The sequence below is a fragment of the Microbacterium sp. zg.Y909 genome (assembly GCF_024626565.1).
In genome coordinates this window covers 1-14,908 of record NZ_JANJFJ010000023.1, presented here as the reverse complement: position 1 = coordinate 14,908, position 14,908 = coordinate 1, and the positions used below count along the sequence as shown (strand labels likewise).

Below are 14,908 nucleotides of genomic sequence, written 5' to 3'. Positions count from 1 at the left end.
TCCCCCACCGGGATGAACACCGAGCTGTGCACGCCGGCGGCGGCCAGCGACTCGATGCGAGCGCGGACCTCGGGCACCGTGCCCGCGAGCGCCAGCCGCCTCACCCACTCGTCCGGCATCGCGCGGGCGAACTCCGCACCGTCGGCGCACCGCGCCCGCAGCGCCGCGAACTCCGCGGCGAACGGCATCGGCGCGATGTGCGGCGCCCAGTCCGGCTCACCGAACGCCGCGAGCGCCGGCCGCGCCGCCGCCAGCGCCGCGCCGGCATCCGCGCCGACGACCCCGACGTTGTACGCCACGAGCCGGTGATCGGATGCCGCGATCTGCTCGATCGCCGCCCGCGCGTATTCGGGCGTCACGGGCTCGGCGAGCACGGTGCCGTCGGCGATGCGCCCCGAGAGCGCGAGCGACTTCGGTCCCCGCACGCCCAGCAGCAGCGGCGGCGGCTCGGCCGGCACGCTCGTCGCGTCCAGTCGCACCCCGGTGTCGAGCGCGCCCCCGCCGAGCAACGTGCGCAGCGTCGTCACGTGATCCTCGAGTGCCCGCAGCGGACGGTCCGGCCAGGCACCGACGGACCGCATCCAGTCCGGCATCCCGTGCCCGATCCCGGCGTCGACCCGGCCGGGGAAGAGCTGCGCGAGCGTGGCCAGCTCCATCGCCGCGAAGGCGGCGTTGCGAGCACCGGCGGGAAGGATGCCGATCCCCACGCGGATCCGCTCCGTCAGCGCCAGCACGACCGCGGCCTGCGCGATACCGCCGCGGAAGCCCAGGTCCTCAACGATCCACAGCTCGTCGAACCCGAGCTGCTCCGCGCGCACGGCGAACTCCCCCACGCGCGTCGCGTCGATGTCGCGGGGCAGCATGACCCCGACGGCGCAGCCGGTCACAGCAGCGGCCGGGATTCCTCGGCGTCCCGCTCCGGCAGCGGGCTCGGCGCCGGGCCGAGCGCGTCGAGGTCCGGCCACAGGGCGTCGGGGATCTCGGTGTCCCGCAGCTCGCGCAGCTGCACGAGACGGCGCGAGCTGGCGATGCCGACGATCGTGGAATCCACGAGCTCTGATCGAAGCGAGAAGTGCAGCGCCGCGGCGGCCAGCGGCACGCCGTGATCGGCGCACACCTGCTCGGCGCGCGCGATCCACGCCATGAGCTCCGGCGATGCGTCGTTGTAGCCGTACGACGGCCGCGACGCCGACCCCTTGGCGAGGATGCCGGCACCGAACGGCGCCGCGTTGAACACACCCATGCCGCGACGGCGCGCCTCGGCAAACAGCGCCTCCGCGCTGCGGTCGACGAGGGTGAACCGGTTGTGCGAGAGCACCACGTCGAACAGCCCGGTCTCGACGTACCGGGTCATGAGCGCGATGGGTCCGGCGGCGATGCCGATGACGTCGACCGCGCCCGTCTCGCGCAGCTCCCGCATCCCCTCGAGCGCGCCGCCTGGTTCCGCAGCCTGCTCGAACGTGATGCTGTACGGGTCGTGCAGGTGCAGGATCTCCACCCGGTCGACCCCCAGCCGCGTCAGGCTCTCCTCGTAGGAGCGCATCACCCGGTCGCGGTCGAAGGCGCCGGTGCGCCCGTCGCGGTCGACCTTCGTCGCGATTCGGGCGGTCGCGAGCGCCGGCCCCACCTCGGCGAGGGCGAGGCCCAGCACCGCCTCGGAGCGGCCGTTGCCGTAGTTGTTCGAGGTGTCGATGAGGGGAAAAGGGCCGGTCAGCAGGTCCACCGCCGCCGCGACGGCCGCCGCCTCCTCCGCCGAGCCGGGAGCGGTGCCCTCCCCCAACGCGGACGTGCCGAGCGTGACGTCGCCCACAGGGATGCCGGTGGAGCCGAGAGTCGTGTGCGTCATGGCTGAGTCGCCTTTCTGTATGGATGCGCCTGCGGGCCTGCTCAGGCGCGCGTGGTCGATTCGCGGACGATCAGCTCCGGTTGGAAGCGCACGTTGCGCGGCTCGTCCGGCGCCGGGTCGGCCAACTCCTGCAGCAGCAGGTCGACGGCGGTGTAGCCGATGAGCGATGCCGGCTGTCGGATCGAGCTCAACGGCACGGTGGTCGACGCGGCGAAGTCGATGTCGTCGTAGCCGATCAGCGCGATGTCGTCGGGGATCCGCACTCCCGACATGATCGACAGGGCCTGGATGGCCCCGACGGCGAGAAGGTCGTTCGCCGCGAAGATGGCGTCGGGCCGATCGCTCGCCGGGCGCTCGAGCAGGGCGAGCCCCGCCGCGCGCCCGTGCAGCACGGTGAGCGCCGGCGCCTCGACGACCTCGAGGGTCGCCCCCGCCACGGCATCCACGGCCTGCCGCGTGCCCTCCAGCCGGTCCGCGACCTGTCGGATCGCCCGCGGCCCTCCGAGGAACAGCAGTCGGCGGCGTCCCCCCGCCAGCAGGTGGGATGCCGCGAGGCGCCCGCCCTCGACGTCATCGACGGAGACCGAGGAGAACCCCTCTCCCGGCATCTCCCGGTCGACCAGGATCACCGGCGTGCCGGCAGCGCGCAGGCGCCTCAGCCGCCCCACGTCATCGCTCGTCGGCGTGATGAGCACGCCGTTGACCCGCTGCTCGAGGAAGAGGTCGAGGTAGCGCGCTTCGCGCGGCGGGTCCTCGTCGGCGTTGCCCAGCAGCACCGCCATGCCCGCTTCGTCGGCGCGCGCCTCGGCGCCCCGCGCCACGTCGGCGAAGAAGGGGTTCGCGGCATCCAGCACGACGAGCCCGATGCTGCGGCTGCGGCCGACGCGCAGCTGGCGGGCGGCGTCGTTGCGGACGAACCCCAGCTCGTCGATCGCGCGCTGCACGCGCTCGACCGTGGCCGGCGCGACCTTGGCGGGACGATTGAGCACGTTGGACACCGTGCCGACCGAGACGGCGGCTGCCGCCGCGACGTCGCGGATGCTGACGACCATCGGCGCCCCCTCCTGCTCTCCCGGCGATCCTAGACCGGACGGTTGCGTCACCCGGCTTCGTCCACTAATTTTGAAACGATTCACATCCCCGGCGATCCAGGAGACCCTCGATGACGAGCCCGTCACAGCCGCAGCGCGTCTGCTTCCAGCTGCAGGTCAAGCCCGAGATGCTCGACGAGTACCTGCGGCGACACTCTCCCGTCTGGCCAGAGATGCTCGCCGAGATCGCGGCATCCGGCCGGCGCAACTACTCGCTGTTCCTCGGCGAGGGCGGCCGCCTCACCGGCTACTACGAGACCGACGACGACGAGGCCGCCAAGGCGTACCTCGCGGCCTCGGAGGTCGCCTCCCGCTGGGAGGCCGAGATGGCCCCCTTCTTCGTGGGGCTCGAGGGCCGCCCCGACCAGGCCGCGACCCCCCTTACCGAGATCTTCAATCTGCACGACCAGCTGGCATCCGCCGCCCTTCACGAAAGCGACGCATCATGACGACGTTGTCCCCCGCCATCCTCACCGAGCTCGAGGGCCAGGGCATCGAGCTGCCCAGCTGGGCGTTCGGAAACTCCGGCACGCGCTTCCGCGTCTGGACCACCGAAGGCACCCCGCGCGATCCCTTCGAGAAGATCGCCGACGCCGCCGAAGTCAACCGCCTCACCGGGCTCGCCCCCTCGGTCGCCCTCCACATCCCGTGGGACAAGGTCGAGGACTACGGCGTGCTGCGCCGCCACGCCGAGGACCTGGGCGTGAAGCTCGGCACGATCAACTCCAACACCTTCCAGGACGAGGACTACAAGTTCGGCGCCCTCACGCACGAGAACGAGGCGATCCGCCGCAAGGCCATCGACCACCACATCGAGTGCATCGACGTCATGGATGCCACCGGCTCCCGTGACCTCAAGATCTGGCTCGCCGAAGGGTCGAACTACCCCGGCCAGACCGACATGCGCGCCCGGCAGGACCGCCTGCAGGATTCGCTGCAGCAGATCTACGCGCGGCTGACCGGCGACCAGCGCCTGGTGCTGGAGTACAAGTTCTTCGAGCCGTCGTTCTACCACACCGATGTTCCGGACTGGGGAACGTCCTATGCCCAGGTCGCCGCGCTCGGCGAGCGCGCGATGGTGTGCCTCGACACCGGCCACCACGCCCCGGGCACGAACATCGAGTTCATCGTCATGCAGCTGCTGCGCCTCGGAAAGCTCGGCTCGTTCGACTTCAACTCGCGCTTCTACGCCGACGACGACCTGATCGTGGGCGCCGCCGACCCGTTCCAGCTGTTCCGCATCCTGTTCGAGGTCATCCGCGGCGGCGGGCTCAACAACCCCGACGTGGCGTTCATGCTCGACCAGTGCCACAACATCGAGGCGAAGATCCCGGGTCAGATCCGCTCCGTGCTGAACGTGCAGGAGATGACGGCCCGCGCCCTGCTCGTCGACCGCGACGCCCTGGCGGCAGCGCAGTCAGCGAACGACGTCCTGGGCGCCCAGGCCGTCTTCATGGATGCCTTCTACACCGACGTGCGCCCGGCGCTGGCCGAGTGGCGCGAGTCGCGCGGGCTTCCCGCCGACCCGATGGCCGCCTACGCAGCCTCGGGCTACCAGCAGAAGATCGAGGCCGAGCGGGTCGGCGGCACGCAGGCCGGCTGGGGCGCCTGATGACCCACGCCGCCCGGGACCGCACGCTCGACGGCCCGCACGGGCCGCTGGGCGTGCGGACCTACGTGCCCGCCGAGCGTGCCAGGGTGGGCCTCGTATGGGCACACGGCGGGGGATTCGCCGGCGGTGACCTCGACATGCCCGAGGGCGACTGGGTCTGCGGTCAGCTGGCCGACCGCGGCATCGCCGTGGTGTCGGTCGACTACGCCCTCGCTCCGGTGCCGGAGGGGTGGACCATGCCCCCCGCCGGACACGACCGCCCGCGCGTGCGCTACCCGGTGGCGTCCGAAGAGGTCGGCTTCGCCTTCGCGTGGGCGCTCGCCGCGGGACTCGCCGACGGACCCTGGGCACTCGGCGGCGCGAGCGCCGGCGGCAACCTCGCCGCCGGTGCCACCCTGCGCCGGCTGCACACCGGGGATACCCTCCCGGCGCTGGTGGTGCTCGCCTACCCGACGCTGCAGGCCGTGCAGGCGGCAGCGGATGCCGAGCTGCGCGCCCTGCTCGACGCCGACCCCGAGGCCGACCGCTTCGGCGCGGACATCATCCGCACCATGTACGAGAACTACCTCGGCGGGCCGGTCGACGCCGCCGATGCCTACGCGGTCCCGGGGATCGCGACGACCGCGCAGCTCCGGGGCTACCCGCCCGTGCTGATGGTCAACGGCGAGGCGGACGAACTGCGCATGTCCGGCGAGGCGTTCGCCCGCTCGCTGGCCGAAGCCGGAGTCCCCGTGGATGCCCTCACCGAGCCTGGCACCCAGCATGGCCATCTCAACCGACCCGACGAGCCCGCGGCATCCCTCTCCATCGAGCGCATCGCCGCGCGCCTGTCCGCACTTGCCTGACCGCCACCGAAGGAACACCCTCATGACGAACCCCGCAGCCGCCGAACTCATCGCCCGCAGCAACCGCCTGGGCGCCGACCCGAAGAACACCAACTACGCCGGCGGCAACACCTCCGCCAAGGGCACCGAGACCGACCCGGTCACCGGGGAGCCCGTCGAGCTGCTGTGGGTCAAGGGCTCCGGCGGCGACCTCGGCACCCTCACCGAGAAGGGTCTGGCCGTGCTGCGGCTGGACCGCATGCGCGCGCTCGTGAACGTCTACCCGGGCGTCGAGCGCGAAGACGAGATGGTCGCCGCGTTCGACTACTGCCTGCACGGCAAGGGCGGCGCCGCCCCGTCGATCGACACCGCCATGCACGGCCTGGTGGATGCCGCGCACGTCGACCACCTGCACCCGGACTCGGGCATCGCGATCGCGACGGCCGCCGACGGCGAGAAGCTCACCTCCGAGATCTTCGGCGACAAGGTCGTCTGGGTGCCGTGGCGTCGCCCCGGCTTCCAGCTGGGCCTGGACATCGCCGAGATCAAGGCGAAGAACCCGCAGGCGATCGGCTGCATCCTGGGCGGCCACGGCATCACCGCGTGGGGCGACACCTCCGAGGAGTCCGAGCGCAACAGCCTGTGGATCATCGACACCGCCGCCGCCTACATCGCCGAGCATGGCAAGGCCCAGCCGTTCGGCGGCGTACGCGCCGGATTCGAAGCGCTGCCCGACGCCGAGCGGCGCGCCCGCGCGGCCGCCCTCGCGCCGACGATCCGAGGCCTGGCATCCACCGACAAGCCGATGGTCGGCCACTACACCGACAGCGACGTGGTGCTGGACTTCCTCGCCTCCGAGAAGGCACCGGCTCTCGCCGCGCTCGGGACGAGCTGCCCCGACCACTTCCTGCGCACCAAGGTCAAGCCGCTGATCCTCGACCTGCCGGCATCCGCCTCGGTCGACGAGCAGCTGGCCCGGCTGCAGGAGCTGCACGCCGAGTACCGCGCCGACTACCAGGCGTACTACGACGCGCACGCGGATGCCTCGAGCCCCGCGATCCGCGGCGCGGACCCCCTCATCGTGCTCGTCCCGGGCGTCGGCATGTTCAGCTACGGCGCGAACAAGCAGACCGCCCGCGTCGCCGGGGAGTTCTACGTCAACGCCATCAACGTCATGCGCGGCGCCGAGGCGCTGTCGACGTACTCCCCCATCTCGGATGCCGAGAAGTTCCGCATCGAGTACTGGGCGCTCGAAGAGGCGAAGCTGCAGCGGATGCCGAAGCCCAAGAGCCACCAGGGCCGCATCGCGTTCGTGACGGGCGCGGCGTCCGGCATCGGCAAGGCCATCGCCACCCGCCTGGCCGCCGAGGGCGCGTGCGTCGTCGTCGCCGACCTCGACCTCGAGAAGGCGCAGGCCGCGGCCGCCGAGCTGGGCGGCACCGACGTCGCGATCGGCGTCGCGGCGAACGTGGCGGATGCCGCAGGCGTGCAGGCCGCCATCGACGCGACCGTACTCGCCTTCGGCGGCGTCGACCTCGTCGTGAACAACGCCGGGCTGTCGCTGTCGAAGCCCCTGCTGGAGACCACCGAGAAGGACTGGGACCTGCAGCACGACGTCATGGCGAAAGGCTCGTTCCTCGTCGCGAAGGCCGCCGCGAAGGCGCTCATCGAGCAGAAGATGGGCGGCGACGTCATCTACATCTCGTCGAAGAACTCCGTCTTCGCCGGCCCCAACAACATCGCGTACTCGGCGACCAAGGCCGACCAGGCCCACCAGGTGCGTCTGCTGGCGGTGGAGCTGGGCGAGCACGGGGTGCGCGTCAACGGCATCAACCCCGACGGCGTCGTGCGGGGCTCGGGCATCTTCGCGTCGGGCTGGGGCGCGAACCGCGCCGCGACGTACGGCGTGAATGAGGAGGACCTCGGCCAGTTCTACGCGAACCGTACGATCCTCAAGCGCGAGGTCGTGCCCGAGAACGTCGCCGACGCGGTGTACGTGCTCACCGGTCCGGAGCTCTCGCGCACGACCGGGCTGCACATCCCCGTGGACTCCGGCGTCGCCGCCGCCTTCCTGCGATGAGCGCGGGCGCGGGTTCGTCGGGCGCCGGCGCCGTCGCCGCGGTCGACCTGGGTGCGACGAGCGGCAGGGTGATCGTCGGGCAGGTGGGCCCCGACACGCTCGAGGCGACGACGGTGGCGCGGTTCTCGAACGACCCGGTGGCCACGCCCGACGGAATGCACTGGAACCTGCTCGGGCTGTACAGCGCGGCCCTCGCCGGGCTGCGTGAGGCCCTCCGCGCGGCGCCCGACGTCGCCAGCATCGGCGTGGATTCGTGGGCCGTGGACTACGGGCTGCTGCGCGACGGGCGGCTGCTGGGCACGCCCTTCCACTACCGCGATTCCCGCACCGAGCGCGGCGTCGCTGCGGTGCACGAGCGGATGCCGCACGCGGAGCTCTACCGCCGCAACGGGCTGCAGTTCCTGCCCTTCAACACGCTGTACCAGCTGGCCGCGGAGCCGACGGATCTCCTCGGCTTCGCCGACACGGCGCTGCTCGTGCCGGACCTCATCGGCTACTGGCTGACGGGGCAGGCGCGCACCGAGGTCACCAACGCCTCGACGACCGGGTTGCTACGGGCCACCACCGCAACGTGGGACGAGGAGCTCATGGCCGGGCTGGGTCTCCCCCGCGGCATCCTCCCCACCCTCATCGCCCCGGGCGAGCGCCTGGGCGCCCTGCTGCCGGAGGTCGCCGCGTCACTCGGTGCCGGCTCGAGGGTCTCGGTCACGGCCGTCGGGTCGCACGACACCGCGTCGGCGGTCGTCGCCGTGCCGATGCAGCCCGAGTCCGCCGCATACATCTCGTGCGGCACGTGGGGTCTCGTCGGGGTCGAGGTCGAGCGGCCGGTTCTCACGGCCGAGGCGCTCGCGGCGAACTTCACCAACGAGGGCGGTGTGGACGGCCGGGTGCGGCTGCTGCACAACGTGATGGGCCTGTGGGTGCTGAGCGAGACGGTGCGCGGCTGGGAGCGTGAGGGCCACGACATCGACCTGCCGACGCTGCTCGGCGCCGCGGCCGAGGTGGATCCCGCCACGGTGCCGGTGTTCGACGTCGACGACCCGCGCTTCCTCCCGCCGGGCGACATGCCCGCCCGCATCGCCGCCTGGTGCGCCGAGCATGACGTCGCCGCGCCCCGCACGCACGCGGAGTTCGCGCGCTCGATCGTGGAGTCGCTCGCGCAGGCCTTCGCCGACACCGCGCGGCTCGCGGGTCGCATCGGCGGGGTGGACGTCGAGACGATCCACATCGTCGGCGGCGGGTCGCTGAACCGGCTGCTGTGCCAGCGCACCGCCGATCGGGCGGGGATGCCGGTGCTGGCCGGCCCCGTCGAGGCGACCGCGCTCGGCAACCTGCTGGTGCAGGGCCGCGCGGCCGGTTTCGTGGGAGGCTCGCTGGAGTCGCTGCGGGACCTCGTGGCGCGCACGCACGCCCCGACACGTTACGACCCCCGCCCCGGCGAGTGAGTATTCTCGCCGTCGGGTGAGTATTCGAGGAGATCACGGATGACCGGATACAGCGCCGCATTCGACTGGGTGCGGCGGCACGTCGAAGCGGGGCGCCTGCCTTCCGCGGTCCTCGGCATCACGACCGCCGACGTCGTCGTCGGGCTCGACGCGTTCGGAGCCACGCACGGCCGGACGGCGAAGGTGGACGATGCCTACCGACTCTTCTCGATCACCAAGGTCCTGACCGGTCTCACGACCGCGCGCGCTATCGAGCGCGGCCTGGTCACGGCGGAGACGCCGCTGACAGCGGCGATCCCCGACTTCGGGCGCGACCGCGACGACGTGGTGCGCCTGCGCCACCTGGTCAGCCACACGTCCGGCATCCCGGAGCCTGCGCTCGACAGCGCGGTGCCGCTGCGGCAGGCGCTGCTCGAGCCCGGTCGGGATTTCGCCGCCGGCGCCGCATCGCGGTACTCGACCATCGCGTTCGAGGGGGTCGCGGCGCTCGTCGAGCAGGCGACGGGCCGCTCCTGGGATGCCGATGTGGCGGACTGGGCCGGCGCCATCGGCGCGAGCGGACTGACATTGGACGAAGCGGCCGACCCCCATGCGGTGGTCGATGGTCCGGAGCTCGGGTTCGATGCAACGGTGTTCGCCGGCCACCGCAACCCCGGTGCCGGGATGATCGGCACGGCTGCCGACCTGCTCGCCATCGGCGCGGCGCTGCTGCGGGACGAGGGCGAGATCGTGCAGCCGGCGACCCTGGCGATGATGCGGCGTCCCCTGACCGGCGACATCCCGAGGCTCGAGCCCTACCCCGCCGAGCGCGGCCAGGACTGGGGCTTCACCTGGAACCTGCGCACGCGCGCGCCCGGCCTGATCGACCAGGACGTGTACGGACACGGGGGGTGGGCCGGCACCGAGTTCTGGGTGCACCCGACGGCGGGCGTCGCCTATGTGCTGCTCACCAACCAGGTGCAGCGACCAGGAGTGGATGCCGACGAGCTCGACAACGCGGTGGTCTCCGGCGTCTGAAGCTCGCGAGTGGTTATCCGTACTCGCCCCGGATACTCACTCGGCAGCGAAGACGGCGCGGGCGGTGCCCAGCGACAGCTCGGCGGTGCGCACGGCCTGCCCTGTCTCGAGGGAACGGTTGCCGGCCAGCCCGACGGACACCGAGCGCACCCCGTCGTCCCACGTCGCGGCGCGGCCGAGCGGGTCCGCCCCGGCGCCGACGAACAGGTCACGCAGCAACTGCGCGTCACCGCCGCCGTGCCCTCCTTCGCCCTCCGGGATGGGCACCTCGCGCGCCACGTCGAAGTGACGCTGCACCACCAGGCGCTCGCTGACCGGCCGGCCATCGTCGTCGCGCACCTCGTCGGGCCTCGCGCTCGGATCCACCACAGGACGACCGTTGTCCGCGACCAGCACGGCACCGCGCTCGACGACCGTCAGCTCGGCCCGCCCGCGGGTGCCGTTGACGGCCACCGTGTAGCCCTCCCACGGCGAATGCGCGTTGAGCGCATACGACATCGATGCGCCCCCGGCGTAGTCCACCACGAGCGCGAGGTTGTCCTCGATCGTGATGCCGGCGTCGAACACATCGCGGTCGCGCAGGTAGCCGTCGTGCTCCTCCTGCTCCAGGTAGAGGCCCCGCAGTGTCGGATCGTCGCGCAGGTCGAGGCTGAACGCATCGCGCAGCGGCGAGTCCCCCGTGCCCCGGGGCGCCCGCGGGCCGAGGCCGCGACGCGCGGCGTTGTCCGCGCCGTAGAAACGCAGGCCGCCGCTGGCGAACACGCGCGCGGGCGCGTCGCCGATCCACCAGTTGACCAAGTCGAAGTGATGGCTGGCCTTGTGGATGAGGAGCCCTCCGGAGCTCTCCTTGTCGCGGTGCCAGCGCCGGAAGTAGTCCGCGCCGTGGGCGGTGTCGAGCACCCACTCGAAGTGCACCGACGTCACCTCGCCGATCTCGCCCGACGCGATCACCTGCTTCAGCGCGCTGTTGCGCGGCGAGTACCGGTAGTTGAACGTGACCACCACCGGCAGCCCGGTGCGCTCGGCCGCTTCGGCGATGCGGCGCACCCCTTCGGCGGTGGTCGTCAGCGGCTTCTCGACGATGGCGCCGGCGCCGGCTTCGAGCGCGGTGACGACATGGTCGTCGTGGGTCCAATCCGGTGACGTGACGATCACCTGGTCCACACGGTGACGGCGGACCGCCTCGGCCAGCCCGTCCGGCGCGAACCGCGCGGGCACCGGCGCACCGGCATCCCTCAGGCGTCGCTCGTACCAGTCCACACGGCCGGGGTTGGTGTCGCCCCAGGCGACCAGCTCGGCGGTGTCCGCGTGGGGACCGGTGATGGCATCGATGTACATCTGGGCGCGGCTTCCCGTGCCCACGATCGCATAGCGCGTGCGCGTCGTCATCGTGTCGTCCCTCACTTGATACCGGTCGTGGCGATGCCCTTGACCAGGTACTTCTGGCCGATCAGGAACGCAAGGAACAGCGGGATCAGCGAGACGACGGACATGGCGAACATCGCGCCGTAGTTCGACGAGGACTGCGCGTCGATGAAGCCCTTCAGCGCCACCGAGACGGGGAAGTTGTCCCGCGTGCGCAGGTAGATCAGCGGCCCGAAGAAGTCGCCCCAGGTCCAGATGAACGTGAAGATCGTCGTCGTCGCGAGCGCCGGCACCATGAGCGGCAGCGTGACCTGCCCGAAGATGCGGGCATGGCCTGCGCCGTCGATGCGCGCTGCTTCGAAGATCTCCTTCGGAAGGCCCCGGATGAACTGCACCATCAGGAAGACGAAGAACGCGTCGGTGGCGAGGAACTTCGGCACGATGAGAGGGAGGAACGTCTCGAGCCAACCGAGCTCGCGGAAGATGATGAACTGCGGCACCAGCACGACGTGGAAGGGCAGCATGATCGTACCCAGCATGATCACGAAGTAGGCGTTGCGGCCCCAGAACTTCAGGCGGGCGAACGCGTATGCCGCGAGAGAGCACGACACGAGGTTTCCGATGATCGCGCCCACGACGAGGATCGTGGAGTTCATCAAGAACACGCTGAACGGCAGCTGCTGGGCGGTCCACCCGCGCACGTAGTTCTCGAAGGTGAGGTCGGTGGTGAAGATGCCGAGGTCGGTGAAGATGTCGGCGTTGGGCTTCAGCGACGACACGACCAGCCAGATGAGCGGGTAGATCATCACGATCGACAGCAGGATGAGTCCGGCGTGCTTGAACACCGATCGGACGTTGCCCCGGCGGCGCAGGCGACGGCGCTCGTCGTCGCCTGCGTTCGGCAGGACGACGGCCAGGGTGGCGTCGGTCGTGGTGGTCATGGTGCTCTCTTCCGCGCGGACGTAGATGGGGGCGGGGCCGGGCTGCTCAGTCGTCATAGAACACCCAGAACTTCGACAGCCAGAAGTTGAAGGCGGTGAAGCCGCCGATGATCAGCAGCAGGAACCACGCCATGGCCGAGGCGTACCCCATGTTCAGCTCGGTGAAGGCCTCCTTGTAGAGGTAGAGCGTGAAGAACATGGTCGAATCCGACGGGCCGCCGGTGCCGCCCGAGACGATGTAGGCCTGCGTGAACGACTGGAACGCGAAGATGATCTGCAGCACCAGGTTGAAGAAGATGATCGGCGTCAGCAGCGGGAAGGTGATGGAGAAGAACCGCCGGATCTTGCCGGCGCCGTCCATCTGGGCCGCCTCGTAGTACATCTCGGGGATCTGCCGGAGCCCGGCGAGGAAGATCACCATCGGCGACCCGAACGTCCAGACGTGGAGGATGATGATCGTCGCCAGTGCGTAGTCGGGATGCGAGATCCACCCGGGACCCTCGATGCCGAACACCGCCAGGAACGAGTTCACGATCCCGTCCTTGCCGAAGACCTGACGCCAGAGGATCGCGATCGCGACCGATCCGCCCAGCAGGCTCGGCAGGTAGAAGATCGACCGGTAGAAAGCCAGGCCCTTCATGCCGCGGTCCAGCAGCATCGCGACGGCCAGGGCCAGCGCCAGCTGCAGCGGCACCGAGACGATGACGTAGGTGAGCGTGACGCCCAGCGAATTCCACAGGCGGGCGTCGCCCAGCATCTCGACGATGTTGTCCAGCCCCGACCACCGCGGCGGCTGCAGCAGGTTGTAGTCGGTGAACGCGAGGTACAGCGACGCGAGCATGGGGCCGATGGTGAACACCACGACGCCGATCAGCCACGGCGCAAGGAAGAGGTACCCCGCCTTGTTGTCGGGGTTGCGGCTGCGACCGCCCCCTCCGCCGGCCGTGCCTCGCGGTTGGCGTGCGATCTTTCGCAACTCGCCGATGCTGCTCACGGAGACCTCCCTGTCTTCGTTCGGGGCACATGGAAGAAACCGCTTTCACGTGCGCCGATCAGTATGGACCACACAGGCCGATGAGGTCAAACAGTCCGAGATCTCCGTGATCACAGGCCTCCGCGTGCACGGGCGCATCCCGGCTTCGTAACGACGCCGTACGAACAATTGACACCGCAGACGCCCACTGCTACTTTCCGGTGAAAGCGGTTTCTTCGGATGCCGCGTGCGTTCGGCGGCGCCCGCCACCGAACGGGCGCCGAAGCAGGCACCCGCGTACACGACACGAAAAGAGGCGCAATGACGCGTTCAGCACGACACTTCAGGGCCCGCGCGGCAGCCGGGACCATCCTCGTCACGGCGCTCGCGCTCGCGGGTTGCTCCGGCGCATCCGACCCGGCACCGGGGACGGGCGGCGGATTCGATCCCGAAGAGGAGATCGAGCTGCAGATCGCCTGGTGGGGCAACGACGAGCGGTCGGCGATCATGGCCGAGGCGATCGACCTGTTCGAGGCGGAGTACCCGAACATCACGGTCGTCGAGCAGCCCGTCGGCGCGCCCGACGACCTCTTCAACCGCCTGGCCACCGACTTCGCGTCGGGAACCGCGCCCGATGTCTTCGCCCTCGGTGGTGCGAAGCCGCAGGAGTACGGGGCAGCAGGCGCCCTGCTGGATCTGTCGACCGTGAGGGAGCAGCTGCCGACCGACGCGTATCCCGACTTCACGCTCACGAGCGCCACCGTCGACGACACGCTCTACGGCCTGCCCACCGGTGGCAACGCGATCGGCGTGCTGATCAACCCGACCATCTTCGAGGCGGCGGGAGTGGAGCTCCCCGACGCATCCTGGACATGGGAGGACTTCACCGAGACCGCCAACGAGATCTCGGCCAACGCCGGCGACGGCATCGTCGGGCTCGATCTGCGCGTGCAGGACGTGCTGGGCACCTATGCCGCCCAGTACACCGAGACCGGCATCTACGACTGGGACGGTGAGCTCTCGGTCGACGCCGATGTGATCCAGCAGTGGTACGAGATGGAGCAGGAGCTCGTCGAGGCCGGCGGCCTTCCCGACCCGTCGGTGATCGTCGAGCACTGGAACGTCACGCCCGACCTCTCGCTCTTCGGCACAGGCAAGGCCGGCATGACGTTCGCCTACAGCAACCAGATCGGGGCCTACCAGGGCGGCACCGGTGCCGAGGTGCAGCTTCTCACGCCGCCGTCGTCGACCGACGTCTCGGGCGTTGCGGTGCTGCCGTCGCAGTTCTGGGCCATCGCCTCCGGGTCCAAGCACCCGGAAGCGGCCGCCCTGCTGGTGGACTGGCTGCTGAACCAGCCGGAGCCTGCGGAGCTGATCCTGGCCAACCGCGGCCTGCCGTTCAACCCCGATACGCTGGCCGTCGTGAAGCCGCTGCTGGCACCCGCCGACGCGCTGTCGGCGGAGTATGTGGGCACGGTACTCGAGGTGGGTGTCGAAGCCCCGCCGCAGCCCGCGGGCGGCGCGATGCTCAATGAGCTGTCTCAGCGCATCGAATCGGACATCCTGTTCGGCAAGATCAGCGCCGCAGACGGTGCCCAGCAGTGGGTGGATGAGCTGTCGGCGGCTCTCGCCAACGACTGACCGCACCCGCAGTGGGGGGGGGGGACGCACGGGGGCCCGCCCCCCGCGCCCTACCCCCCGCCGAGGGGCCCCG

At 70.6% G+C, this 14,908-nt stretch carries 13 protein-coding genes; 7 read left to right on the top strand and 6 right to left on the bottom strand.

The genetic code is table 11. From position 1 onward, the window contains the following. The 3 genes from NQ160_RS03600 to NQ160_RS03590 form a co-directional block, all read right to left on the bottom strand. A partial coding sequence (locus NQ160_RS03600; protein ID WP_257513874.1) for an LLM class flavin-dependent oxidoreductase occupies positions 1-887 on the bottom strand: 887 nt, incomplete at its 3' end. Beyond that, on the bottom strand, positions 884-1,846 hold the full coding sequence (locus NQ160_RS03595) for an aldo/keto reductase (RefSeq protein WP_257513873.1): 963 nt from the start codon (positions 1,844-1,846) through the stop codon (positions 884-886). The genes NQ160_RS03595 and NQ160_RS03600, both read right to left, overlap by 4 nt. Before the next feature lie 41 nt (positions 1,847-1,887). After that, on the bottom strand, positions 1,888-2,898 hold the full coding sequence (locus NQ160_RS03590; protein ID WP_257513872.1) for a LacI family DNA-binding transcriptional regulator: 1,011 nt from the start codon (positions 2,896-2,898) through the stop codon (positions 1,888-1,890). 110 nt (positions 2,899-3,008) lie between these two features. Between NQ160_RS03590 and NQ160_RS03585 the strand changes: the two genes are divergently transcribed. Genes NQ160_RS03585 through NQ160_RS03560 form a run of 6 tightly spaced genes read left to right on the top strand, consistent with a single transcriptional unit; the run spans position 3,009 to position 9,915 of the window. Next, a complete protein-coding gene (locus NQ160_RS03585; protein ID WP_257513871.1) occupies positions 3,009-3,386 on the top strand; it encodes an L-rhamnose mutarotase in 378 nt (125 codons plus the stop codon). After that, positions 3,383-4,549 (top strand): L-rhamnose isomerase, encoded by a 1,167-nt coding sequence (gene rhaI / locus NQ160_RS03580; protein WP_257513870.1) that lies wholly within the window; start codon positions 3,383-3,385, stop codon positions 4,547-4,549. The genes NQ160_RS03585 and rhaI overlap by 4 nt, the downstream gene beginning before the upstream one ends. After that, on the top strand, positions 4,549-5,394 hold the full coding sequence (locus NQ160_RS03575) for an alpha/beta hydrolase (RefSeq protein WP_257513869.1): 846 nt from the start codon (positions 4,549-4,551) through the stop codon (positions 5,392-5,394). Before rhaI ends, NQ160_RS03575 begins: the two co-directional genes overlap by 1 nt. Before the next feature lie 22 nt (positions 5,395-5,416). Next, positions 5,417-7,453 (top strand): bifunctional aldolase/short-chain dehydrogenase, encoded by a 2,037-nt coding sequence (locus NQ160_RS03570; RefSeq protein WP_257513868.1) that lies wholly within the window; start codon positions 5,417-5,419, stop codon positions 7,451-7,453. Continuing rightward, entirely contained in the window at positions 7,450-8,898 is a 1,449-nt protein-coding gene (locus tag NQ160_RS03565) for a rhamnulokinase (protein WP_257513867.1), read from the top strand. The genes NQ160_RS03570 and NQ160_RS03565 overlap by 4 nt, the downstream gene beginning before the upstream one ends. Before the next feature lie 39 nt (positions 8,899-8,937). Beyond that, positions 8,938-9,915, top strand: a complete 978-nt coding sequence (locus NQ160_RS03560) for a serine hydrolase domain-containing protein (protein ID WP_257513866.1) — start codon at positions 8,938-8,940, stop codon at positions 9,913-9,915. 36 nt (positions 9,916-9,951) lie between these two features. Here NQ160_RS03560 and NQ160_RS03555 read toward each other — a convergent pair whose 3' ends face one another. The 3 genes from NQ160_RS03555 to NQ160_RS03545 are packed head-to-tail and all read right to left on the bottom strand — an operon-like array spanning position 9,952 to position 13,215. After that, positions 9,952-11,304, bottom strand: a complete 1,353-nt coding sequence (locus NQ160_RS03555) for a Gfo/Idh/MocA family protein (protein WP_257513865.1) — start codon at positions 11,302-11,304, stop codon at positions 9,952-9,954. 11 nt (positions 11,305-11,315) lie between these two features. Further along, positions 11,316-12,221, bottom strand: coding sequence for a carbohydrate ABC transporter permease (locus NQ160_RS03550; RefSeq protein WP_257513864.1), 906 nt, complete (start codon positions 12,219-12,221; stop codon positions 11,316-11,318). A gap of 46 nt (positions 12,222-12,267) precedes the next feature. Continuing rightward, positions 12,268-13,215 carry a carbohydrate ABC transporter permease gene (locus tag NQ160_RS03545; protein WP_257513863.1) on the bottom strand — a complete coding sequence of 316 codons (948 nt, stop codon included), beginning with the start codon at positions 13,213-13,215 and terminating at the stop codon, positions 12,268-12,270. Positions 13,216-13,515: 300 nt separating this feature from the next. Here NQ160_RS03545 and NQ160_RS03540 point away from each other — a divergent pair, with 300 nt between their 5' ends. Further along, the gene (locus NQ160_RS03540) at positions 13,516-14,835 is read left to right on the top strand and encodes an ABC transporter substrate-binding protein (RefSeq protein ID WP_257513862.1); all 1,320 of its coding nucleotides are present in this window, start codon (positions 13,516-13,518) and stop codon (positions 14,833-14,835) included. Positions 14,836-14,908 lie beyond the last annotated feature (73 nt).